The 24,441-nt window shown below is 49.1% G+C and carries 22 protein-coding genes and 5 tRNA genes; 12 read left to right on the forward strand and 15 right to left on the reverse strand.

The features are described 5' to 3' along the window. The first annotated feature begins 204 nt into the window (after positions 1-204). From trpB to trpA, 7 genes are read left to right on the forward strand one after another with little or no spacing between them, the layout of a single operon-like run. A complete protein-coding gene (gene trpB / locus L6466_RS08900; protein ID WP_091815653.1) occupies positions 205-1,407 on the forward strand; it encodes a tryptophan synthase subunit beta in 1,203 nt (400 codons plus the stop codon). Next, complete coding sequence (locus tag L6466_RS08905; RefSeq protein ID WP_091815650.1) at positions 1,394-2,785, forward strand: anthranilate synthase component I family protein; 1,392 nt, start codon at positions 1,394-1,396, stop codon at positions 2,783-2,785. The genes trpB and L6466_RS08905 overlap by 14 nt, the downstream gene beginning before the upstream one ends. Positions 2,786-2,819: 34 nt before the next feature. Beyond that, positions 2,820-3,383: an anthranilate synthase component II gene (locus tag L6466_RS08910; RefSeq protein WP_091815647.1), complete on the forward strand. Its 564-nt coding sequence runs from the start codon at positions 2,820-2,822 to the stop codon at positions 3,381-3,383. A 60-nt stretch (positions 3,384-3,443) separates the two neighbouring features. Next, the gene (gene trpD / locus L6466_RS08915; RefSeq protein ID WP_091815895.1) at positions 3,444-4,442 is read left to right on the forward strand and encodes an anthranilate phosphoribosyltransferase; all 999 of its coding nucleotides are present in this window, start codon (positions 3,444-3,446) and stop codon (positions 4,440-4,442) included. 22 nt (positions 4,443-4,464) lie between these two features. After that, positions 4,465-5,199, forward strand: a complete 735-nt coding sequence (trpC, locus tag L6466_RS08920; protein ID WP_237803146.1) for an indole-3-glycerol phosphate synthase TrpC — start codon at positions 4,465-4,467, stop codon at positions 5,197-5,199. Next, positions 5,196-5,864, forward strand: coding sequence for a phosphoribosylanthranilate isomerase (locus tag L6466_RS08925; RefSeq protein ID WP_237803145.1), 669 nt, complete (start codon positions 5,196-5,198; stop codon positions 5,862-5,864). Before trpC ends, L6466_RS08925 begins: the two co-directional genes overlap by 4 nt. Continuing rightward, complete coding sequence (trpA, locus tag L6466_RS08930; protein ID WP_237803144.1) at positions 5,861-6,637, forward strand: tryptophan synthase subunit alpha; 777 nt, start codon at positions 5,861-5,863, stop codon at positions 6,635-6,637. The genes L6466_RS08925 and trpA overlap by 4 nt, the downstream gene beginning before the upstream one ends. A gap of 450 nt (positions 6,638-7,087) precedes the next feature. Here trpA and L6466_RS08935 read toward each other — a convergent pair whose 3' ends face one another. Together L6466_RS08935 and L6466_RS08940 are read right to left on the reverse strand one after the other, a co-directional pair. Next, positions 7,088-7,333 (reverse strand): hypothetical protein, encoded by a 246-nt coding sequence (locus tag L6466_RS08935; protein WP_237803143.1) that lies wholly within the window; start codon positions 7,331-7,333, stop codon positions 7,088-7,090. Further along, positions 7,330-7,539 (reverse strand): DUF4250 domain-containing protein, encoded by a 210-nt coding sequence (locus L6466_RS08940; protein ID WP_237795951.1) that lies wholly within the window; start codon positions 7,537-7,539, stop codon positions 7,330-7,332. Before L6466_RS08940 ends, L6466_RS08935 begins: the two co-directional genes overlap by 4 nt. 196 nt (positions 7,540-7,735) lie before the next feature. Here L6466_RS08940 and L6466_RS08945 point away from each other — a divergent pair, with 196 nt between their 5' ends. After that, the gene (locus L6466_RS08945) at positions 7,736-8,269 is read left to right on the forward strand and encodes a DKNYY domain-containing protein (RefSeq protein ID WP_237803142.1); all 534 of its coding nucleotides are present in this window, start codon (positions 7,736-7,738) and stop codon (positions 8,267-8,269) included. 54 nt (positions 8,270-8,323) lie between these two features. Here L6466_RS08945 and L6466_RS08950 read toward each other — a convergent pair. Next, positions 8,324-8,396, reverse strand: a tRNA-Lys gene (locus tag L6466_RS08950). Positions 8,397-8,573: 177 nt separating this feature from the next. Here L6466_RS08950 and L6466_RS08955 point away from each other — a divergent pair. The 4 genes from L6466_RS08955 to ilvC all read left to right on the forward strand — a co-directional run bounded on the left by L6466_RS08955 (position 8,574) and on the right by ilvC (position 14,305). Beyond that, the gene (locus L6466_RS08955; protein ID WP_237795949.1) at positions 8,574-9,674 is read left to right on the forward strand and encodes an AAA family ATPase; all 1,101 of its coding nucleotides are present in this window, start codon (positions 8,574-8,576) and stop codon (positions 9,672-9,674) included. Positions 9,675-9,721: 47 nt separating this feature from the next. Next, the gene (locus tag L6466_RS08960) at positions 9,722-11,935 is read left to right on the forward strand and encodes a RelA/SpoT family protein (RefSeq protein ID WP_237803141.1); all 2,214 of its coding nucleotides are present in this window, start codon (positions 9,722-9,724) and stop codon (positions 11,933-11,935) included. 55 nt (positions 11,936-11,990) lie between these two features. After that, on the forward strand, positions 11,991-13,052 hold the full coding sequence (locus L6466_RS08965; protein ID WP_237803140.1) for a sugar kinase: 1,062 nt from the start codon (positions 11,991-11,993) through the stop codon (positions 13,050-13,052). A gap of 203 nt (positions 13,053-13,255) precedes the next feature. Further along, positions 13,256-14,305, forward strand: a complete 1,050-nt coding sequence (gene ilvC / locus L6466_RS08970) for a ketol-acid reductoisomerase (RefSeq protein ID WP_091815625.1) — start codon at positions 13,256-13,258, stop codon at positions 14,303-14,305. 80 nt (positions 14,306-14,385) lie between these two features. Here the strand turns inward: ilvC and L6466_RS08975 are convergent, their stop codons facing one another. The 12 genes from L6466_RS08975 to L6466_RS09030 form a co-directional block, all read right to left on the reverse strand. Beyond that, on the reverse strand, positions 14,386-15,159 hold the full coding sequence (locus L6466_RS08975) for a glycoside hydrolase family 25 protein (RefSeq protein ID WP_237803139.1): 774 nt from the start codon (positions 15,157-15,159) through the stop codon (positions 14,386-14,388). Continuing rightward, entirely contained in the window at positions 15,156-16,487 is a 1,332-nt protein-coding gene (gldE, locus tag L6466_RS08980) for a gliding motility-associated protein GldE (protein ID WP_237803137.1), read from the reverse strand. Before gldE ends, L6466_RS08975 begins: the two co-directional genes overlap by 4 nt. Before the next feature lie 9 nt (positions 16,488-16,496). Beyond that, positions 16,497-16,919, reverse strand: coding sequence for a single-stranded DNA-binding protein (locus L6466_RS08985; protein ID WP_091853148.1), 423 nt, complete (start codon positions 16,917-16,919; stop codon positions 16,497-16,499). After that, positions 16,916-17,470, reverse strand: a complete 555-nt coding sequence (locus tag L6466_RS08990) for a hypothetical protein (RefSeq protein ID WP_091815614.1) — start codon at positions 17,468-17,470, stop codon at positions 16,916-16,918. Before L6466_RS08990 ends, L6466_RS08985 begins: the two co-directional genes overlap by 4 nt. 39 nt (positions 17,471-17,509) lie before the next feature. Further along, positions 17,510-17,582: transfer RNA gene (locus tag L6466_RS08995), tRNA-Gly, on the reverse strand. Between the two features lie 22 nt (positions 17,583-17,604). Continuing rightward, a tRNA-Leu gene (locus L6466_RS09000) sits at positions 17,605-17,688 on the reverse strand. Between the two features lie 29 nt (positions 17,689-17,717). Further along, a tRNA-Leu gene (locus L6466_RS09005) sits at positions 17,718-17,799 on the reverse strand. Positions 17,800-17,847: 48 nt separating this feature from the next. Then, positions 17,848-17,920, reverse strand: a tRNA-Gly gene (locus L6466_RS09010). Between the two features lie 103 nt (positions 17,921-18,023). Then, entirely contained in the window at positions 18,024-19,160 is a 1,137-nt protein-coding gene (nspC, locus tag L6466_RS09015) for a carboxynorspermidine decarboxylase (RefSeq protein ID WP_237803135.1), read from the reverse strand. Positions 19,161-19,178: 18 nt separating this feature from the next. Further along, positions 19,179-22,421 carry a carbamoyl-phosphate synthase (glutamine-hydrolyzing) large subunit gene (gene carB / locus L6466_RS09020; protein WP_237803134.1) on the reverse strand — a complete coding sequence of 1,081 codons (3,243 nt, stop codon included), beginning with the start codon at positions 22,419-22,421 and terminating at the stop codon, positions 19,179-19,181. A gap of 41 nt (positions 22,422-22,462) precedes the next feature. Next, positions 22,463-23,542, reverse strand: coding sequence for a glutamine-hydrolyzing carbamoyl-phosphate synthase small subunit (carA, locus tag L6466_RS09025; RefSeq protein WP_237803133.1), 1,080 nt, complete (start codon positions 23,540-23,542; stop codon positions 22,463-22,465). Between the two features lie 83 nt (positions 23,543-23,625). Further along, the gene (locus L6466_RS09030; RefSeq protein WP_237803132.1) at positions 23,626-24,426 is read right to left on the reverse strand and encodes a polysaccharide biosynthesis/export family protein; all 801 of its coding nucleotides are present in this window, start codon (positions 24,424-24,426) and stop codon (positions 23,626-23,628) included. Positions 24,427-24,441 lie beyond the last annotated feature (15 nt).

Consider the following 24,441-nt stretch of genomic DNA (forward strand, 5'->3'; position numbering starts at 1 on the left):
ACGTACTTTTGCAACCGAATTAGAAACAAGAAACAAGAAAATATGAAACAATTGTTCAATGCATGGTGGTGGCGTAACTCAAGATTTAAATAGTCGTGAGAAACTTGCCATGTATATGTACATCAACCATAGAAAGAGGCTCGTCAAATCACGACGGGTCTCTTTTTCTTTTAGTCGAATAACAACACAAAAAAATAAAAATATATGAGTTACTTAGTTGACAAACAAGGATTTTACGGAGAGTTTGGTGGAGCCTACGTTCCCGAGATTCTCTATGCTACGGTGAAGCGCTTGCAGGAGGAGTATCTGCCCATTATCGAGTCAGAGGAGTTTAAGCGTGAGTATATGACGCTGCTACGCGACTACGTAGGTCGTCCCTCTCCCCTCTACCTGGCTAAGCGCATGAGCGAGAAATACGGCTGTCAGCTCTACCTGAAGCGTGAAGACCTGAACCACACCGGTGCCCACAAGATCAACAACACCATCGGACAGATCCTGTTGGCCAAGAAGATGGGTAAGAAACGTATCATCGCCGAGACAGGTGCCGGTCAGCACGGCGTGGCTACAGCAACGGTATGCGCCCTGATGGATATGCCCTGCGTGGTATATCAGGGAGCGCTGGACGTAGAACGTCAGCACGTCAACGTAGAGCGCATGAAGATGCTGGGGGCCGAGGTCCGTCCGGTGAAAACAGGCAACTGGACCCTGAAAGATGCCACCAATGAAGCCATCCGCGACTGGTGCTGTCATCCCAGTGATACCTTCTACATCATCGGTTCTACCGTGGGTCCCCACCCCTATCCCGATATGGTGGCCCGTCTGCAGAGCATCATCTCCGAGGAAATCAAGAAGCAACTCCAAGAGAAGATTGGCCGCGACTATCCCGACTACCTGATGGCTTGTGTGGGCGGTGGTTCAAATGCCGCAGGTACTATCTATCACTATATAGATGATGAGCGCGTGAAGATTGTGCTGGCAGAGGCTGGTGGCAAGGGCGTAGAGACCGGTCATACCGCAGCTACGATTCACGCTGGCCGACTGGGTATCCTTCATGGTGCCAAGACGCTGGTGATGCAGACCCCCGACGGACAGATTATCGAGGCTGAGAGCATCTCTGCCGGACTGGACTATCCCGGTATCGGTCCGATGCATGCCAACCTGGCCACTCAGCATCGTGCAACCGTCTACAGCATCAACGACGACGAGGCCATCCGCGCCGCCTACGAACTGACCCGTCTGGAGGGTATCATCCCCGCCCTGGAGAGTGCCCACGCTATTGCAGCCCTCCAGAAGATGACCTTCAAGCCCGAGGATGTGGTAGTGCTGACCGTCAGCGGACGTGGCGATAAAGATGTAGAAACCTATCTGAACAACAAAGACTTAGCAGGCGAATATGGAAACTTTTAAATATACCACAACCAGCCGTACCATTCTGGCCGACCTTTATACACCTGTTGGCGTATACATGCGCCTTCGCGACCTCTATCCACAGAGTGCCCTGATGGAGAGTTCGGATTATCACGACTCAAATAACTCGCGCTCGTTTATCGGTATCAACCCTATGGCGAGTGTGGCCATCGGTCACGGCCTTGCCAACATCATCTTTCCTGATGGAAGCAATGAGCAGCATGAAATCAACAACAACTATGGTTCTGCCGATGCCATCCATGCATTGATTGACCATATCAAGGTCACTGGCGAGCATGCAGACACCTGTGGACTCTTCGGCTATACCTCATTCAATGCCGTACGTTATTTCGAGAATATCGACGTTAAGGACGAGACACAGGCCAAGAACGATGCCCCCGACCTGTTATACATCCTTTATAAGGTAGTGATTGTGTTCGACCATTTCAACAACACCCTCACAATTATCTCACTTGATGGCGAAAAGGCACTAGATGATGTGATGAAAGCCATGAATAAAGCCAACGTAAAGGCTTACGACTTCCATCCTGTAGGCGAAACGACCTCACCCCTTACCGACGAGGAACATAAGGCCAATATCCGAAAGGGCATCCAACACTGTCTGCGTGGCGACGTCTTCCAGATTGTGCTCTCACGCCGCTTCATCCAGAAGTATGAGGGCGATGACTTCAAGCTCTATCGTGCCCTCCGCTCAATCAACCCTTCACCTTACCTCTTCTACTTCGACTTCGGCGGTTTCCGTATCTTCGGTTCTTCGCCCGAGACGCATTGTCGCATAGAGGGAAAGAAGGCCTACATCGACCCCATCGCAGGCACTACCAAGCGTACAGGCGATGCAGAGGCCGATCGCAAGGGAGCCGAATACCTGCGCAATGATCCCAAGGAGAATGCAGAACATGTGATGCTGGTTGACCTGGCACGCAACGATCTGTCACGTAATTGTCACGGCGTAAAGGTTGATTTTTACAAAGACCTGCAATATTACTCACATGTCATTCATCTCGTGTCACGCGTCTCAGGCGAACTTGACAAGGATGCCGACCCTATCAAGGCTTTCATCGACACCTTCCCTGCCGGCACACTATCAGGTGCCCCAAAGGTTCGCGCCATGCAGTTGATTTCTGAGTACGAGCCCCATAACCGTGGTGCTTACGGCGGTTGTATCGGCTATATAGGTCTTAACGGATCGCTGAATCAGGCTATCACCATCCGCACCTTTGTCAGTCGTAACGGTGAGCTCTGGTTTCAGGCAGGCGGAGGTATTGTGGCCAAGAGCGACGAGGAGTACGAACTGCAGGAGGTTAACAACAAACTGGGTGCACTAAGACGTGCTATCCTCATGGCCGAGAAGATGTAAATTACCTGATTCATTAATCCCCATTAGAACCATCATGAAAATAGTTATCATAGATAATTACGACTCGTTTACATACAACTTGAGTCATTTGGTTAAGGAACTGGGTGCCGAAGTCACCGTTTACCGTAACGACCAGTTTGAACTGTCGCAACTGGAGGAGTTTAGTAAGATTATTCTTTCCCCAGGTCCTGGCATCCCTTCTGAGGCAGGTCTGCTGCTTGATGTGATTCGCACCTATGCCGGCAAAAAGCCCATTTTGGGTGTATGTCTCGGTCATCAGGCTATCGGCGAGGCCTTTGGTGGCCAGCTCGAGAACCTGAGCGACGTCTTTCACGGTGTAGCTACGCCCTGCCATCTCACTAACGACGATGCACTCTTCTCGGGTATCTCGAAGGAATTTACCGTAGGCCGATATCACTCGTGGGTGGTCTCAAAGGAGAACTTCCCCGATTGTCTTGAAATCACTGCCGAGAGCAACGAAGGACAGATTATGGCCTTGAAACATAAAACTCTCAACATACGTGGTATCCAGTTCCACCCCGAGAGCGTGCTCACCCCCGATGGAAAGAAGATGCTGCAGAACTGGATGTTCTTGTAACTTGAAGTATTAAAGATTAAAAATTAAGGATTAAACAACAAAACAGATATGGCACAGACAATGAAAGACATCCTGAACAGGATGCTGAACCACGAGGAATTGTCTCGTGAAGAAATGAAGAATATTCTGATTGGTATCACTCAGAGTGAGTATCCCACCGAGCAGATTACAGCACTGCTCACATCCCTGCAGATGCGCGGTGTTACCGTTGACGAACTGCTTGGTTTCCGCGATGGTATCCTTGAGACGGGCGTTCCCGCCATTCTCGACGCCGATCGCTATATCGACGTGGTAGGAACCGGTGGCGACCGTAAGAACACCTTTAATATTTCTACGACGAGCTGTTTCGTCATCGCAGGTGCAGGTTACAAGGTGGCTAAGCACGGTAATTACGCTGCCACTTCTGTTTCGGGTGCCTCGAACGTCATTGCCCATCACGGCATTAAGTTCACCGATGATATCGACAAGTTGAACCGCTCACTCAACGAGGCTGGCATTGTCTATCTCCACGCCCAGCTCTTTGCCAAGGCCATGAAGTTTGTTGGCCCCATCCGCAAGGCGCTGCAGTTCCCAACAATCTTCAATCTGCTTGGTCCTCTGGTCAATCCCTCACAGCCTCAGTGTCAACTGCTTGGCGTAGCCAACCTCGACCAGATGCGTCTGTATAACCAGGTTTATCAGAAGATTGGCATCGACTATGGTATCGTGAATTCTATCGACGGCTATGACGAGATTTCATTGACTGGCGACTTTAAAGTAACCACCAAGCAGTACGAGCGTATCTTTAAGCCCAGCGACCTCGGCTTCGAGATAGCTAAGCCCGAGGAACTTGTTGGTGGAGCTACCGAGGAAGAGGCCGCCCAGATATTCGACTCTGTACTCGAGAATCGTGCGCTGCCTGCCCAGAAGAATATCGTGCTGGCCAATGCCGCCTTCGGTATTCAGGTGCTTGAAAAGGGCGAGAAGAGCATTGAGGAGTGTATCGCCATTGCCCGCGAGAGTATCGACAGCGGTGCAGCACTGCGTACCTTCAAGAAATTCGTGGAGCTGAATTCTTAACCCCATTAATCCCATCACAACAATGGACATCCTCGAAGAAATCATCATCACCAAGCAGCAAGAGCTGGAGCGCATGCGTCAGAAGAAGGTCTCTATGCGGGAAGCCCTCCTGGCCTCGCCCACGGGCATCATCGCTGAGTTCAAGCGCCGCTCGCCCTCGAAAGGCTGGATCAAAGAGGAGGGTAAAGCCTGCGAGATACCCCTGTCGTACCAGCAGAACGGTGCCGCAGCCCTATCTATCCTCACCGACAAGCAATATTTCGGTGGTCACGACCGTTTTATCATGGAGGCACGACAGGCAGGCGTCGCTATCCCTGTACTCTACAAGAATTTCGTTATCGACGAGATGCAACTCTACGAAGCCCTGCTATGCGGTGCCTCTGCCGTACTGCTCATCGCAGCTTGTCTGACGAAAGAAAAACTGCGCACTCTGCTGACAAAAGCTCACGAGCTAGGACTGGAGGTACTGCTTGAAATGCACGATGAGCGCGAACTGGAATATGCAGAATTGAATCCAGACCTCTGTGGCATCAACAATCGCCATTTAGGCTCGTTTATTACCGACGTGGAGACTTCTTACCGTCTGGCCGAGAAGCTACCAAAAGAGGCTGTAAAAGTAAGCGAGAGCGGCATCTCTAACCCACAGACGGTCAGGGAACTGCGCGAGGCAGGTTTCCGCGGTTTCCTCATCGGTGAGACGTTTATGCGTGAACCCCAGCCAGGACAAGCTCTGAAAGAATTTATTGCAAAGATATGAAAGTAAAAGTATGCGGCATGCGCGACGGCGAGAATATTCGTCAGGTCAGCAAGTTAGGCGTCGATTATATCGGCATGATTTTCTGGGAAAAATCGCCCAGAAACGTGACCATGATTCCCTCCCACGCAGGCATCATCCCCGACACAACACGGCTTGTTGCTAACAGCGAAACGCCGAGTTGCTACCAGAGAGTGGGCGTTTTCGTAGACGAGATGGCACAGAATATCATCACGCGGGTGGTGAATTTCAAGTTGGACGTGATTCAGTTGCACGGCCACGAAGAGCCCACACTCATCCGCAACCTGCGCAGTACGATTGACCCCGACTTGCGTCGAGGCATCCAGATTTGGAAGGCCATCAGCATTATGGATCGCAATTCGGTCGCAATTTATAAGAAGTACGAGGACTGCGTCGATGCCTTCGTTTTTGATACAAAATGTACGTGCGTAGGCGGTAGCGGAAAGCAGTTTGACTGGTCTGTACTCGACGGCTACGACGGTGAGAAACCTTTCCTGCTTAGTGGCGGTATAGGTCCCGACGATGCTGCTCGCATACGCGATTTTAAGCACCCGAAGATGATGGGAATAGATCTCAATTCTCGCTTTGAAACAGAGCCTGGAATGAAAAATGTAGAACTATTAAAGCAATTTCTGACACAATTATGAATAAAATAACACGACTTTTCAACGAAAGAGGCGACAGAAAGCTCCTCTCACTCTATTTTTGCGCCGGCACCCCCACCCTCGACAGTACCGCCGAAGTAATTAAAACGATGCAGAAACGAGGCATCGACATGATAGAAGTGGGCATTCCTTTCAGCGACCCGATGGCCGACGGACCCGTGATTCAGGATGCTGCCACAAAGGCTTTGAAGAACGGAATGAGTCTGCAAACGCTCTTCAATCAGCTCAAGAGCATAAAAGACGAAGTATCTATACCACTGATACTTATGGGTTATCTAAACCCAATCATGCAGTATGGTATCGAAGCTTTCTGTCAGTCGTGCGTTGAGTCTGGCGTCAGTGGTGTCATCATCCCCGACCTACCCTTCAAAGACTACCTCGACGACATCAAACCAGTGGCCGATCGCTATGATGTACGCGTCATCATGCTCATCACGCCCGAGACCTCCGAGGAGCGTATCCGCTTCATTGATGAGCACACTGAAGGCTTCATTTACATGGTATCATCAGCTGCCACAACGGGGGCGCAACAGTCGTTTGACGAACAAAAACAGGCTTATTTCCACAAGATTAATGCCATGAACCTGCGAAATCCGCGCATGATTGGCTTCGGAATCAGTAACAAGCAGACCCTGGAATCAGCCCAATCAAACGCTGCAGGTGCCATCATCGGCTCAAAATTTGTGCAACTCCTCGACGAGGAAAAAGACGCAAATCGTGCTCTTGACAGACTTTTCGAAGCACTCTCGAAGTAACCACATACTCCATTCTTTTGTGTTTTACCCTGAAAAACGTTGTTTTTGATTCAACGATTTCCAGGGTAAAATACTTTACTTTGAAATCAACAACCGATACAGGTTGCACCCAATGAAATTGCCCAGGACTTCCATCAGGTAGATAGCCAACAACTGGATGCTGATCATCTGAGGGACGACCAAGAAAAAAAAAGGCATCTGCCACAGAATGGGTAAAACCACACAGGATGAAGACGGGCACACCAAATAATAAAGGTAGGAATTTACCCTCGCGGCCAAACTGGACAGCGGTGGTCATGATAAATCCGCAGCCAATGGCCAACAGGAAGCAGGCCAAAGGGCCCTTGGCCAGTCTGCAGAACGCAAAATCTTAACATAGTGATTCATGGGTGCAAAGGTACTCAAAAAAAAATGACTTTCAGTACATTTTCCAGAAATAATCCCCACACGTCACAGCATCCCTTCCAGCATCTCAACAGCCTTGGTGATATCCTCCAGAAAATGCTGATGGTCGCGCAGGAAGTCGGTACGGCCACCACAGATGCCATCATACAGATCAGGACTCATTTCGTCGGCATAGGCGGCAATGGCCATCTCGATGTCATCCTTCTGCCAGTCGAGCGTGGAATGCACATAGATGCGCTGCTTCTGATGCAGGAAGCTATAGGCGGTCTCTATACTGTCTTTTGTAATCATCGGGTTGCGGTGTCATAACCTATCGGACGGAACTGTCGTTGCTCCTCGCTATACACAAATCCATGTCCGTAAAGGTAGTCCTTGACATGTACGGGTTCTGTACCAAAGTTATAGCATAGAGACTCAAGCGTGTCGAACTCCTCGTCACGCAGCAGCATATTCACACTCGAAACCAGTATAGCAGGGTCTTTCGGTAAGTAATCCATTTCGAATAATCATATTAAATCGGATTGCAAAGGTACTTAAAAATCCGATAATTTTCCTACCTTTTCATTGATTATTAGGATAGTTTAGGATTAAAATAGGAGAATCCCCACCACATGATAGGGATTTTCTTTTTTATTGTTTGAAGCAAAATGCGTATCTTTGCACCTGTTATTAATCAATTAAAAAACCAATGTTATGAAAAAGATTACTACACTCAAAAAGTCACTGATGGTGATAGGTTTTATAGGATGGAGCCTATCGGGTTTTGCACAAGCGTACAAAATAGACCGCAACAAGGTCTTTTTCGACAGGGAGCCAATACCGCATGCGGATGCCCGTTCGTTCGTAGATTTAGGTCATGGTTATGCCAAGGATCGCAACAATGTGTATCACCATGGTCGCATACTTGAGTTTGTAGACCCAGCCACATTCCGTTTGAAAGGGCGCGACAACTCACATTTCCACGAAGAAGGAGACTGGCATGAACATGACAGAAGCCCCAAGGGATATTACAAGACGAAGTTCAACGTGTACTACGGAGACAAGAAGATAGACGCCATGGCCTCTTCTTTCAAGGAGATTGGTGACGGTTATGCCAAGGATGCCTTCAATGTATTCTATTACGGAAAGAAGATTGACGGTGCCTCTGCCTCTACATTCAAATATACAGGCGACGGCTATGCACAAGATGCATTCAACGCTTACTATAGGGGACGGAAACTTGATTAGTGATTATCAAACAGTTAAAATAAAAAAAGAGAGGTGGTAAACCTCTCTTTTTAGTACACCCGCAGAGGCTCGAACTCTGGACACCCTGATTAAGAGTCAGGTGCTCTACCAACTGAGCTACGGGTGCATCGTTTTTTATTGTTGATTCAGCGCTCTTGCTGAATTGCGGGTGCAAAGGTACGGAGTTTTTTTGAAACCACCAAACTTTTTCTTATTTTTTTTCGATTTTCATCAAAATTTTCTTCTCAGAGGCATTATTTCTGATAAAATTGATTATCTTTGTACTCAAAATACAAGCATTAGAATGAACGAAATAAAAAAAATAGTCCTCACCGGCGGACCATGTGCAGGAAAGACAACGGCACTGGTGCGCGTCATAGAACATTTCTCGAGTCTCGGCTATAAAGTTTTCACCATTCCGGAGGTCCCTACCCTCTTCACTCAGGCAGGCATGAACTACCTGACAAAGAACCAGGGATTCTTCTATGAGGGAGAGAAAGCCACGCTGGAGATCCAGTTGGCCCTGGAGGACAAATTCCTGAGGATGGCACAGGAGTGCACTAAGCCCTGTCTCATTGTCTGCGACAGAGGTGCAATGGATATCTCGGCCTACATGACCCCCGATATATGGAGCAACATTACACGCGCAGTAGGAACCACAACACCGGAGTTGCGCGAGCGCTATGACGCGGTGCTGCACTTGGTATCAGCTGCCGACGGTGCTGAGCAATACTATACCACGGCTAATAATGCACAACGCTACGAGCAGATGAATGAAGAGGGACTGCGCATTGCCCGCGGATTGGACAAGAAGGTGATTAAGGCATGGACGGGCCACCCACATCTGCGCGTCATCAACAACCACGATGACTTTGACTGCAAGATGAACCGCGTCATCATGGAGATATCCAACGTGCTGGGACTGCCCCAGCCCATCGTGGAAGAGCGGAAATATATTGTGGAGCTCACTGGCGAACTGCCTGAAGACTGCATTCAGAGCGAGATTACGCAGACCTACCTGCAGGGCGAACCCGGCACCGAGATTAGGCTGCGCAAGCGTGGATGGGGACAGAAACAGGTGTATGTGCACACCACGAAGAAAAAGACGTCGGAAAACGAGGAACTGGTGACCGAACGCCAGATTAGCCTGTCGCTCTATGAGATGATGCTCTCGCTGGCCGACCCGCAACGTTGCACCATCCACAAGCAGCGCCACAGCTTTATCTGGAAAGGCCAGTATTTTGAGGTAGATATCTATCAGGGATGCCTCGAAGGACTTGTCATACTAGAGACAAAGGGCATAGCCGAGGGCGAACCCGTGAAATTCCCCCCATTCCTCAGAGTCATCAAAGACGTCACGGGCAACAAGGAATATTATAACTACACATTGGCCCTGAAACATTAGAAAATATGTTTGGGGCTATCCTATTAACAAAAAGATGTTGAAGGGATATGACTGAACATTTTGAATTTAGTATAGAGGAGAGAGACCAAGCGCTCGCACTATATACAGAACTGAAGGAAAAGATTGCTCCTTCACTGGAGGACGACGACGAAGGACGTATTCGCAGTCACCTGCTGCATGCCATCGAGCAGAACCAAGTAAAACGCGACACCTTCGGACTGAACCCCATCGTCAGCAGCCTGCAAACAGCACTTCTTTTAATCGACGAGATAGGACTACGCAGGGATGCCGTACTGGCTATTCTGCTAAACCCCAGTGTAGAGGCAGGATTCCTGACAATCGACGAGGTTGGTACCACCTACGGTATTGCCGTGGGACGGATCCTGCATGGACTGCAACGCATACAAGAACTGTATCAGAAGAATCCCGTCATCGAGAGCGAGAACTTCCGCAACCTGCTACTGTCGTTCGCAGAGGATATGCGCGTGATTCTCATCATGATAGCAGACCGCGTGAACTTGATGCGTCAGATCAGGGACACAGAAAAAGAGGAGGCCAAAAGACGCGTCAGCGAAGAGGCTGCCTACCTCTACGCCCCACTAGCCCATAAGTTGGGTCTGTACAAGTTGAAAAGCGAACTGGAGGACCTGTCGCTGAAATACCTGGAGCCCGATGCCTACTATCACATCAAGGAAAAACTGAATGCCACCAAACAGGCACGCGACAAATACATAGAGCAGTTTATCGCTCCTATTGAGGAAAAACTGAAGAATGCCGGACTGAAGTTTCACATGAAGGGACGCACCAAGAGTATCCACTCCATCTGGCAGAAGATGAAGAAGCAGAAGTGTGCCTTCGAGGGCGTGTACGACCTCTTTGCCATCCGCATCATCATAGACTGTCCGATAGAGAAGGAGAAGCAGCAATGCTGGCAGACATTCGCCATCATCACGGATATGTACACCTCGAACCCTAAGCGTATGCGCGACTGGCTCAGCGTGCCGAAGTCAAACGGCTACGAAAGCCTGCACATCACGGTGCTGGGTCCCGAAAAGAAATGGGTGGAGGTACAGATCCGTACGGAGCGCATGGACGACATTGCCGAACGAGGCGTGGCAGCCCACTGGCGCTACAAGGGCGTGAAGTCGTCGGAAGGCGGCATGGACGAATGGCTCAACGGTATCCGTCAGATGCTGGAGAACTCAAGCGGTATGGAGGCTATGGATCAGTTTAAGATGGACCTCTATGACGACGAGATTTACGTCTTCACTCCAAAAGGCGACCTACTGAAATTTCCCAAGGGCGCCACAGTGCTGGATATGGCTTATCACATCCACTCAAAGGTGGGGTCTGCCTGCACGGGCGCGCGCATAAATAATAAGGTGGTAACCTTCCGTCAGGAACTTCACTCGGGCGACCAGGTAGAGATTCTCACCTCGTCCACACAGTATCCCAAACAGGAATGGCTCAGCATCGTCAAGACGGCTAGGGCAAAGGCCAAAATCCGTCTGGCACTGAAAGAGACTCAGCAGAAGGAGGCCCTGCTGGTGAAGGAGATGCTGGAGCGTAAGTTCAAGAACAGGAAGATAGAACAGGACGAGAGTCTGATGATGCGCACGATGAAGAAGTTGGGCTACAAGGAGGCCAGCGACTTCTATCGCGACATAGCCCACGAGGCGCTGGATGTGCAAACCGTGTTTGACAAATACCTGGAACTGCAGCAGGGCGAGAAGGTGGTTACAGGCGACAATATAGCCCGCTCGGCCGAGGAATTCGTACTGGAAGACTTCAAAGGTCAACCGACAGTACAGAATGATGATGTGCTAGTCATCGGGCAGGACCTGAAGGGCGTGGACTATCAGTTGGCAAAATGCTGCAACCCCATCTATGGTGACCAGGTATTCGGTTTTGTCACCATCAGCGGCGGCATCAAGATTCACCGTTGTGACTGTCCTAACGCACCAGAGATGCGCCGACGTTTCGGCTATCGCATCGTCAGGGCCAAATGGAGCGGCAAGGGGTCTAGTCAGTATGCCATCACGCTGCGTGTCATCGGCAATGACGACTTGGGCATCGTGAACAACCTGACCAGCATCATCTCGAAAGATGAGAAGCTGGTGCTGCGCGGCATCAATATCGACTCTAACGACGGATTGTTCCGGGGCACGCTGACCATCATGATTAATGATAACACCCGACTGGAAGCACTCATCAAGAAACTGCGCACAGTGAAAGGCGTAAAACAGGTAGAGAGAATATAGTGAACTTGAAACCTGAGGCCTGAAACTTGAAACATGAAACTAGATTATTAAAGATATGAAAACTAAAGTAGTGACTTTCGGAGAATTACTGCTCCGCTTTTCAAAATTAGATCATCAACGTTTGTCGCAAGGCGACTATTTCACGAGCAAATACGGCGGTAGTGAGGCCAATGTGGCAGTGTCGCTGGCCACACTGGGCGACAACGTGCAATACGTCACCCGACTGCCCAACACGCCCGTCGGTCATGCCGGAGCTCAGAACTTGATGCAGCTGGGAGTGGACTGTCGCTATATACAATGGGGCGGACAGCGCATCGGCACATATTACATGGAACCGGCAGCTGGCATGCGCTCGGCGAAAGTTATCTACGACCGTGCCAACTCGGCCTGCTCGGAGATAGAGCCTGGCATGATACCCTGGCGAGAGATTCTGAAAGATGCTGCCGTGCTGCACGTATCGGGCATCACAGCAGCCATCTCACAGAGTTCGGCAGATGCCACTTTCGAGGCGCTCGACATTGCCGACGAGATGGGTGTCAAGATTGCCTTCGACATCAACTACCGTAAGAACTTGTGGCAATACGGTGCAGACCCTCGAGAGACACTGAAACGGATGCTCGCCCACTGCGACCTGATGTTTGGCGACGCTATCGAGTTTGAATGGATTTGTGAGCGCAAGCAACCGCCTTTCACGGCTATGGACTCCAGTTTCGAGATGCAGATGGACGAATATCGTGAATGGTTTGACGACCTGCATCGCGAATTCCCACGTTGCAAGAAATGGCTGATGGGTATGCGCAACATGGTAGCTTCGAGTCATCACCTGCTCACTGCCCTACTCTTCACCAGCGACAACGGCACTGACTATGAGCTGCTGAAGGCACCTATCTATGATATCAACGGTGTGGTAGATCCTTCGGGTGTGGGCGATGCCTTCATGGGCGGACTGCTTCATGCCATCAACGCATTCCCTGATGATAACCAGCGGCAGTTGGAGTATTCACTGGCAGCATCAACACTCAAGAACACCATCCCAGGCGACTTCAATCTGGCTACAGATGAAGAGATACAAAGTCTGATTGACGATAAAACTGTAAAGATAAAGACCTATTTTTAAATAAAAGTATTAGAAAATTTGGCTACTTCATAACAATTTGTTACCTTTGCAGCCAATTATGATGTATTAACCCCCTCGTCGTACCTTCGCGCAAGGTGGGAATGGACTTAAACAAGGCGGTGGTGAACACCAAGCGTCCGGTTCTCGGGCAGGACTGGCATAGTTCATAGGGATAAGTTTAACTTTTAAAACCATTTGTAATTATGGCACAAATGAATTTTGGTGGCGTTATCGAAACCGTAGTCACCAGCAAAGAGTTCTCACTTGAGAAAGCACGTGAAGTATTGAAGGATGAAGTAATCGCAGTTATCGGTTACGGTATTCAGGGACCTGGTCAGGCTTGCAACCTGCGCGACAATGGGTTCAACGTGATCGTCGGACAGCGTCAGGGCAAGACCTACGAAAAGGCTGTAGCCGATGGTTGGGTGCCCGGTAAAACCCTCTTCTCTATCGAGGAGGCTGCCCAGAAAGGTACTATCCTTTGCATGCTGCTGAGTGATGCTGGTCAGATTCAGGTATGGCCCACCATCAAACAATATCTGAAGCCAGGTAAGACCCTGTACTATTCTCATGGCTTCGCTATCAACTGGAGCGATCGTACTGGCGTCGTTCCTCCAAAGGACGTTGATGTAATCATGGTGGCTCCTAAGGGTTCTGGTACCTCTCTTCGCACCATGTTCTGCGAGGGTCGCGGACTGAACTGCTCGTACGCTGTTTATCAGGATGCTTCGGGCAAGGCAAAGGATAAGACACTGGCCTTTGGTATCGGTATCGGTGCCGGCTACCTGTTTGAGACAACCTTCCAGCGTGAGGCTACGTCTGACCTCACTGGCGAGCGTGGTTCACTGATGGGTGCTATCCAGGGCTTGCTGCTGGCTCAGTATGAGGTGCTGCGCGAGAATGGACACACACCTTCTGAGGCATTTAATGAGACTGTTGAGGAGCTCACCCAGAGCCTTGGCCCGTTGTTCGGTCAGAAAGGTATGGACTGGATGTATGCCAACTGCTCTACAACGGCTCAGCGTGGTGCGCTTGACTGGGCTCCCCGTTTCCACGATGCGATAAAGCCTGTGATGGAGTGGCTGTACTACTCTGTGAAGACTGGTAATGAGGCTCAGATCAGTATCGACTCTAACTCTAAGCCCGACTATCGTGCTGGACTGGAGAAGGAGCTTGAGGCTATGCGTAATCAGGAGATGTGGCGTGCCGGCGAGACTGTTCGCAAGTTGCGTCCTGAGAATCAGGAAGACTAATTCCCAATAAACTACATAAAAGAATGTCGGGTTCCAATGTGGAGCCCGACATTTTTTTTCTTATCATCATAGGGATGCACTTAATGGATAAAGCGCAACTCACGTAACTTATGGTCGCCCATGATATAACTCTTATCGACCAGTCCTCCAACGCCTCTGATGCGTCCCTTTGAGGTATACTGCCAGATGATATAGTCACGATTATCTGCCAGCACCGGTGGTTCGTCAGCATACATGGCCACCATCAACTGATAGTCATCAAGTTTGCCCAGGAGGTGCTTGTTATAGAAATTGCGGAAGGTATAGATCAGGGGTTTCTGGTGATAAGCCTCTTCCAACATATCCAGGAATTTAAACAGCGAGTCACAAAATTCCTCTGTCGACAGTTTGCCTACCGTCTCCACATCCAACATAGGAATCAGGTCCTGCTCACCTGGCAGACACTGGGTGGTGAAATTCTCCAATTGCTGCTGCAAGTCAGACATCGGACGGAAGAAATGGTACGAACCCACCTTCAGGCCATAACGGTGAGCCAAATCAATATTCCGCTCATATTTGGAATCGATACGGTCACCACCCTCAGTGGCTTTCAGATAGACATATGCCATCTTGGTATTCTCGCCTACGGTCTCCCAGAACACCTCACCCTGATAATGACTCATATCCAGTCCATGCACATGTTCGCAGGTATCCTCACAACAGACATAGGGATTCTCATGAATGGTGGGTTTGGCGACCACCCTTGTCACCTTAGCGCGCCGGCGGGTCTTTTTCTTCTTTCTGGTTCTTGCATCTACATCAGTTACTGCCATGCAGCAAAGACAAAATATCAGGAATATAGTAAGTTTTCTCATTTTTCTTCTTCTGTTTTTTCTTCTGCCTGCAGGATGACTTTAATCTTAGAGATACGATGTCCGTCGAGTTCAACAATCTCGAACTTGAACCTGCCATACGTAAAGCGCTCATGCTCCTGCGGGAAGTCACCCTTCAACTCCAGCAGCAGACCAGCCAGCGTATCAGCATCTCCCTCTACATCCTCAAACACATCATCATCAAGATTCAATATCTTGTAGAAATCGCTTAGCAGCGTCTTACCTTCAAACACATATGTATTGGCATTGATGCGTACGTAATTCTTCTCTTCTTCGTCGTACTCATCATTGATCTCACCCACAATTTCCTCTAGGATATCCTCCAGGGTGATGAGTCCACTGGTACCACCAAACTCGTCGACAACGATGGCAATATGCACCTTATTCTCCTGAAAATCACGCAGCAAGTCGTCAATCTTCTTCGTCTCAGGCACGAAATACGGAGGACGTATGAGTGACTGCCATCGGAAAGTAGCTGATTTTCCTAGATGCGGCAACAGGTCTTTGATATACAGAATACCACGCACATTATCGATAGAATCCTGATACACGGGAATGCGGGAGTAGTTGTTCTCTACAATGCATTTCAGCACTTCGGGAAACGTAGAACGGAAATTCAAATCCACGATATCCTGTCGGCTGGTCATCACCTCCTTGGCTGTCTCGTCGCCAAAGCGCACAATGCCCTCCAGCATATTCTTCTCCTCCTTCAGTTCCTCCTTGTCAGTCAGTTCCAGTGCCTGTTCCAAATCGTCCACACTGAGCACGTGGTTCTCTTTCTGCACCACCTTCTCGGCCAGTGCACCAGAACGGATGAGGATGGATGCCAAAGGATAAAACAGTTTGCCAAGTAAAGAGATCGTTGGTGCAAACACACGACAGATAGCCAATGCATGTTGCGCGCAATACACCTTTGGCACAATCTCACCAAAAAGCAATAAGAGGAAGGTCAGTACAATCGTGACAACCAGAAACTCCAACCACTTTGCAGCTCCAAAATCAAACAAAGAAGCCATAAAGAAGTTACAGAGCATAATGATGGTCACATTCACCAGGTTATTCGTAATCAGAATCGTGGCCAGCGTGCGCTCTGAGTCATTACGCAGACGCTTGATATAACCATCAGCCTTGTTCTTCTCCTCGTCAAGCTCACTCAAGTCTGTAGGCGAGAGGGAGAAGAAGGCTATCTCTGAACCCGATGCAAAGCCTGACGCTACAAGTAGCAAGCAAGCCAATATGGCTGAAAAAATCTCTCCGAAACCAATGGGATTCAGGTGTACCTCGTTGATGATATCTGGAAGATAATCCATTTCTTAATATTAGAACGGCAGGGCATCCGACTGACTGCTTTCCGACGTAGTATCAGTAGCAGTTGTCTGGCTTGCTGTGGCAGTTTGCTCCTGCTGACCCGTAGGCTTTGCAGAAAGCATCTCCATGTTGTCAGCCCAGATTTCAGTCACATACTGACGCTGTCCCTGCTTATTATCATAAGTAGAATAACGCAGTCGGCCCTCAATATATAGTTTATCTCCTTTATGCACATAACGCTCCACAATCTCGGCCAGGCGGCGCCACATTATCACATTGTGCCAGTCTGTACGATCGGGTACCTGTGTACCGTTCTGAAGCGTATAACCCTTCTCTGTGGTTGCAAAACGAAAACGAGCCACAGCAACGCCCTGCTCTACATAACGTACCTCAGGGTCAGTGCCAACATGGCCTATCATCATTACCTTATTCATGACTGTAATGGTTTTGCTTCACCTAAATAACGGAACTTGAAATTCTTTCCTTTGGCTGAGGGGAACTGACTGCGCTCATCCACGCGCTCACGCAGATGACCAACAATACGATTGTAGCAGTCCAAGCCAGAATAAGCCTTTACCTGAGCCACAAACTGAGTATCACGATACTGGAACTTACCTGTACCTGGTACCAACAACACACGCTTGAAGTTCAGTTCACCTTCATACCAGCCTTCGCGTTCCTCGTTCAACTTCAATACAGCAGGAATTGGCTGACGCTCCTTCTGACCATCCTCGGCAGGATGCAGCGCACGCTTCTCTTTGAAGTCCTGCATGGTAGCAGCCTCAGTCTTGATGATAATGAAATAAACCCGGGGACGAATCTTATAGCGTTTAGGATAGTAAACATCACTTGCGGCATATTCACGGATATCAGCCTCAAGAACAGGATTCATACCAATCTCGTCGATATTATCTAAGAATTCTATTGCTTCATCGACACTCGAAACAAGTGTCTCGCTGTCAAAGTATCTTAAGTATAAATTCATGTTTGTGTGAAAAGGTTGTTTTCCTAAATAAAAAAAGAGAGCGGAAAACGGGACTCGGACCCGCGACCCCAACCTTGGCAAGGTTGTGCTCTACCAACTGAGCTATTTCCGCAATTCTTATCAAAAAAAAGAGGTGAAGAGGAGGAGACTCGAACTCCCACGTCGCAATTGACACTACCCCCTCAAAGTAGCGCGTCTACCAATTCCGCCACCTCTCCAACAAATTTTTACATATTGAAAAAAAGAGTGCCCAGAACAGGACTCGAACCTGCACGCCTTGCGGCACACGCACCTGAAACGTGCGCGTCTACCAATTCCGCCACCTGGGCAATTTATGATTAAGGCCTTCCCTAATCTCTCTTTTTGTTCAATCTGTGAGCGGAAAACGGGACTCGGACCCGCGACCCCAACCTTGGCAAGGTTGTGCTCTACCAACTGAGCTATTTCCGCGTTACTTCTTTATTAGAAGTGCATCTCTCTCGATTGCGGATGCAAAGGTACTACTTTTTTTTGAACTACCAAAACTTTTCCGATTTTTTTTCAAAAAAAAGTGCTAATCCATGCGGTTTCGGTAGTCTTCATAGCCAAAACGACGCAAAATCTCCAATTTTCCGTCCTTATGAAGCATCGCAAGAGCTGGATGAGAGATACCATTGAACATGCAAGTTTTTACAGTCGTGTAATGAATCATGTCCTCAAAAATCACCTCTTCTCCCACTTTTAATTCATGATCGAAGCGCCATGAGGACATAAAATCACCACTCAGGCAACTATTGCCTCCCAAACGATAGACATATTCTGAGGTTTGAGACTGGAGACTGGAGGATTCTTCTACGATTTCTGCCCCTCTCACCTCTGGCATATATGGCATCTCCAGACAGTCGGGCATATGACAAGTAAAACTTACATCCAGAATAGCCGTACGGATACCCTTGTCCTCTACAATATCCACCACATGACTCACCAGTGGACCCGTTTGCCAGGCAAAAGCGCTACCTGGCTCAAGGATAATCTTGAGCCAGGGATAACGCTCATGTAGTCCCTTTAATATATTAATAAGGTGAGGCACATCATAATCCTTACGCGTCATCAGATGTCCACCACCCAGATTCAGCCACTTCAACTGTGGGAACCACTTAGAGAATTTCTCCTCTATATGCACCAACGTACGTTCCAGTACGTCAGCACCACTCTCACAATGACAGTGACAATGAAAGCCCTCGATATTTGCAGGCAGCACAGCGGGCAACTTATCGGCAGTGACACCAAATCGGGTGCCAGGTGCACAGGGGTTATAGAGCATGGTGCCAACCTCTGAATACTCAGGATTCACGCGCAGGCCGATGCTAGCCTTCCCCTCTACCCTATCATGGAAGCGCTCATACTGTGACAGAGAGTTGAACGTCAGGTGACTGCTGCACCTCACGATATCATCAATCTCCTCATCAGTATAGGCCGGTGAATACGTGTGAGCCTTGGCGCCAAACTCCTCCAGTGCCAGCCGGGCCTCACTCAGGCTGCTGGCCGTAGTACTGTTGATATACTCCCTGAAAATAGGGAATGTTTTCCACAATGCAAAAGCTTTGAACGCCAGGATAATCTCCACGTCGGCCTCTTTAGCCACGTCGGCAATCAGTTGCAGATTCCTACGTAGCAGCGTTTCCTCAATGATATATACGGGTTCTTTCATCAAATCAATCAGTTCAAATTATTTATATTCGCTCCACGACTTAATGCCAATACCATCCAGTCCCACCTTACAGAAGGCCTCGATGAAGGCAGCTGCCAGACGGGCATTGGTAATCAGTGGCACGTTGAGATCGATGGCAGCACGACGAATCTTGTAACCATTCGTCAACTCGTGGGTAGTCAGGTCCTTCGGAATATTCACCACCATGTCTATCTGATGATTGTGGAGCAGGTCGAGTGCTGAAGGCACATTACCTGCAGCCCCCTCTTCCTCAGAAGGCCACAAAGCACGGGTATTCTTCACACCATTCTCCGTGAGATATTTCGAAGTACCATCAGTAGCATACAGTTCGTAACCATGTTTCACCAGCATACGGGCAGCATCCAGCATCTCAGCTTTCTGCTTGGCACCACCCGTTGACAGCAGCACAGTCTTCTTGGGAATACGGTGTCCCACAGAGAGCATAGCCTTGAGCAGTGCCGTGTCGGTATTGTCGCCAATACAACCTACCTCACCGGTAGAAGCCATATCCACACCCAGCACGGGGTCAGCCTTCTGTAAGCGGTTGAATGAGAACTGCGAAGCCTTGATACCTACATAGTCGAGGTCGAACAGATTCTTCGAGGGTTTCTCTACAGGCAGTCCCAGCATCACCTTCGTAGCCAGGTCAATCATATTCATCTTCAGCACCTTTGACACGAATGGGAAGCTACGCGAAGCACGCAGGTTACACTCAATCACCAGGATATCGTTCTCGCGAGCCATATACTGGATGTTGAACGGACCATTGATATTCAGGGCCTTGGCAATCTGACGTGAGATACGCTTGATACGACGTACAGTCTCCACATACAACTTCTGCGGTGGGAACTGAATCGTGGCATCGCCAGAGTGTACACCGGCAAACTCGATATGCTCGGAGATAGCATAAGCGATAATCTCACCATTGCGTGCCACAGCATCCATCTCGATCTCCTTGGCATGCTCAATAAACTTAGACACCACGACGGGATGATCCTCGCTGACGTTAGCAGCCAACTTCAAGAAGCGCTCCAGCTCATCATTGTTAGAACAAACGTTCATGGCAGCTCCCGAGAGCACATACGAAGGACGCACCAGGACGGGGAAGCCCACACGCTCCACAAACTGGTTGATATCATCCATAGATGTCAGTGCACTCCACTCAGGCTGGTTGACACCCAGCTCGTTCAACATCTGCGAGAACTTAGCACGGTCCTCAGCACCATCGATATCCTTAGCCTGTGTACCCAGGATATTGACACGCTGCTCGTCCAGATGCACAGCCAGGTTGTTTGGAATCTGACCACCAGTTGAAACAATGACACCGTGAGGAGCCTCCATATCGATGATATCCATCACACGTTCGAAGGTCAGTTCATCGAAATACAGACGGTCACACATATCATAGTCGGTTGACACCGTCTCAGGGTTATAGTTAATCATCACAGAGCGCCAACCTTCCTTACGGATGGTGTTCAGAGCCTGCACACCACACCAGTCGAACTCTACGCTCGAACCGATACGATAGGCACCAGAACCCAACACGATGATACTCTTCTTATCGTTCTCGTACTGGATATCACTAGCCACGCCAGAGTAAGTGACATACAGATAATTGGTCTGAGCAGGATACTCTGCAGCCAGTGTGTCAATCTGCTTCACCACAGGTGTGATGCCAAACTGCTTTCTGCGATTACGTACCAGCAGTGAAGCCTCGTGCATGTTACGACATTCATTCTCCAGTCCGATGGCACGTGCTATCTGGAAGTCGGTAAAGCCATAGACCTTGGCCTCACGTAACAGGGACTCCTCCAGCGTGTTAATATTATATTTTTTCAGTTGTTCATCGATATCGATGATATGCTTCAGTTTTTCCAGGAACCACTTGTCAATCTTTGTCAGTGCATGAATCTTGTCGATATCATACTCAGGCAGATGCATAGCCTTTGAGATGACGAATACACGCTTATCCGTAGGTTCACGCAGCGCAGCGTCGATATCTGCAATCTTCAGTTCCTTGTTCTCCACGAGGCCATGCATACCCTGGCCAATCATACGCAGACCTTTCTGGATAGCCTCCTCAAAGGTACGACCGATAGCCATCACCTCGCCTACCGACTTCATGCTGGAACCTAGTTCCTTGTCAACACCATGGAACTTAGACAGGTCCCAACGGGGAATCTTACATACCACATAGTCGAGGGCGGGCTCGAAGAAAGCACTCGTAGTCTTGGTGACACTGTTCTTCAGTTCAAACAGACCATAGCCCATACCCAACTTAGCAGCAACGAAAGCCAAGGGATAGCCCGTAGCCTTTGATGCCAGGGCTGAAGAACGTGACAAGCGGGCATTCACCTCGATAACACGATAATCCTCTGATTCCGGATCAAAAGCATACTGCACGTTACACTCACCCACGATACCAATATGACGGATAATCTTGATGGCCAGCGCACGCAACTTGTGATATTCCGAGTTTGTCAGGGTCTGTGAAGGAGCCACCACGATACTCTCGCCGGTGTGGATACCCAGCGGGTCAAAGTTCTCCATGTTACATACGGTGATACAGTTGTCGTAACGGTCGCGCACCACCTCGTACTCTATCTCCTTCCAACCCTTCAGGGACTTCTCGACCAGCACCTGTGGCGAGAACGAGAATGCCTTCTCGGCCAGGGCGTTCAACTGTTCCTCATTGTCACAGAAACCACTGCCCAGACCTCCAAGCGCATAGGCAGCACGCAGAATGATAGGATAACCCAGTTCGGCAGCTGCCTTACGGGCATCAGCGATATTATCACATGCCTGACTCTTGATGGTCTTCACATTGATCTCGTCCAGTTTCTTCACGAAGAGCTCACGATCCTCAGTATCCATGATAGCCTGAACGGGCGTACCCAGCACCTTCACGTTGTACTTCTCCAGCACACCGCTCTGATACAGTTCCACACCACAGTTCAATGCTGTCTGACCACCAAAGGCCAACAAGATACCGTCGGGACGCTCCTTCTCGATAACCTTCTCAACGAAATAAGGCTGAACAGGGAGGAAATAGACCTGGTCGGCCACACCCTCTGAGGTCTGCACCGTAGCGATATTAGGATTGATGAGCACCGTCTCGATACCCTCTTCCTTCATCGCCTTCAGCGCCTGTGAGCCACTATAATCGAACTCACCTGCCTCACCAATCTTCAGGGCTCCACTGCCCAACAGCAACACCTTCTTTATATTATTGTCCTTCATCTTTCTTTTCTTTTTTTAGCTTTTTACCCTTTTACCTTTTCTTAGAGTGTCTCAATAAAACGGTCGAACATAAACTCTGTATCTACAGGACCCGAACAGGCTTCGGGGTGGAACTGACTTGAGAACCAGGGGTGCGTCAGGTGACGGATACCCTCGTTAGAACCATCGTTCATATTCACGAAGAGCTCACGCCACTCATTACCCAGAGTAGTTGCATCTACAGCATAACCATGGTTCTGCGAGGTCACATAGCAGCGGTTGGTACCCACCTCACGCACAGGCTGGTTGTGAGAGCGGTGACCATACTTCAGTTTGTAGATAGTGGCGCCACCGGCCTTGGCCAGCAACTGATTGCCCATGCAGATACCACAGATAGGCTTGCGGCTCTGCGACATCTGTTTCTTCAGGATTTCCACTGCATCCACACACTTGTCCGGGTCGCCTGGACCATTGGCCAGGAACAGGCCGTCGAAAGCCATATCCGTATAGTCGTAGTTCCAGGGAACACGAATCACCTCTACGCCACGATTTATCAAGCAGCGGATGATATTATTCTTCACGCCACAGTCCACAAGCACCACCTTACGACCAGCACCTTCGTTGTAGCGAATCACATCCTTGCACGACACACGCTCTACCCAGTTGATGGAACCATAGTCAGCACCCTCGGCATCCTCAGCATCTTCCATACCCTCGAACACCAGTTTACCCATCATCACACCATGCTCGCGCAGCACCTTGGTCAACTGGCGGGTGTCTATGCCAGTGATGCCAGGCACCTTCTCACGCTTCAGCCAGTCACCCAGACTCTCGCATGCATTCCAGTGAGAATAAGCCTGAGAATAGTCGCTCACAATGATGGCCGAGGCATAGATGCGGTCACTCTCCATGAAGGTAGCGATGCCATTATCCTCTACCGTGAAGGGAGGCACGCCATAATTGCCTACCAGAGGATAAGTGAGTACCATTAACTGACCTGCATAACTGGGGTCTGTAAGACTCTCGGGATAGCCCATCATAGCTGTGTTGAAAACCACTTCGCCAGCTACTGGACGCTCGTAACCGAAACTCTTTCCTTTGAATTCTGTTCCATCCTGAAGAACAAGTGTTACTGCTTTCATTATCTTGTGTTTATATATATATGTTTTATTTCTGTCTAGTTGATATAAAAAAAGATTGGGGAAAAATGCCCCAACCTTTTATGTTATTTCTTCAATATGTTGTAAAGCAACGATGTCAACGAAATAAGAATAGACGTTGCAGAGAACCAAAGCGTCGTCATGCTACCAACGCTGGAGTTCTGCGCTTTCACCTTGTTTGGCGTCACGTAGACCACGTCGTTCTGTTGCAAATAGAAATACGGCGAATTGATGATGTCGGCATCGGTGAGGTCGAACGTATGGATAGACTTCTGGCCAGAAGCATCCTCACGTATCAACTGCACATTCTTACGCTGACCGTAGATGGTCAGGTCGCCAGCCTGTGCCAAAGCCTCAAGGATAGAGATCTTCTCACGCGACACGGTAAACGTACCGGGACGTGCCACCTCACCAATCACAGAAATCTGATAACCCGTCATACGTACGGTGACGATGGGATTCTCAGCAGCAGCCATGAAGGGCTTGATTTTCTCCTGAATCATCTTCTCACACTCAGACTTTGTCAGTCCACCTACATGAATCTGTCCTAACACCGGATAGTTGATATTACCCTCATTATCTACCAGGTAGGTCTGGAGCATAGCCTGCGAATAGGTGCTTCGCTGATTGGCTGTATAGGGTGTGGGTACCGTCAGGTTGAAGGGCACTGCAGCCTCGTCATCGGTAGTACTCACCGTGATGGTCAACTGATCTTTTGGCATGATGCGGGCATCATACAAATACTGTGATTTCGACAAATCTACCTCGTTTGAATTCTGGAAATAGGCAACGTGTTTATGACTTGCACAACCAGCAAGCAAAACGACTGCCATTACCAACAAAAGACTTTTATTAAGAAGCTTCATTCTAAAAATCATTTT

Origin of the sequence: Prevotella communis, from assembly GCF_022024175.1 — a bacterium.
GTDB classification, from domain to species: Bacteria; Bacteroidota; Bacteroidia; order Bacteroidales; family Bacteroidaceae; genus Prevotella; species Prevotella communis.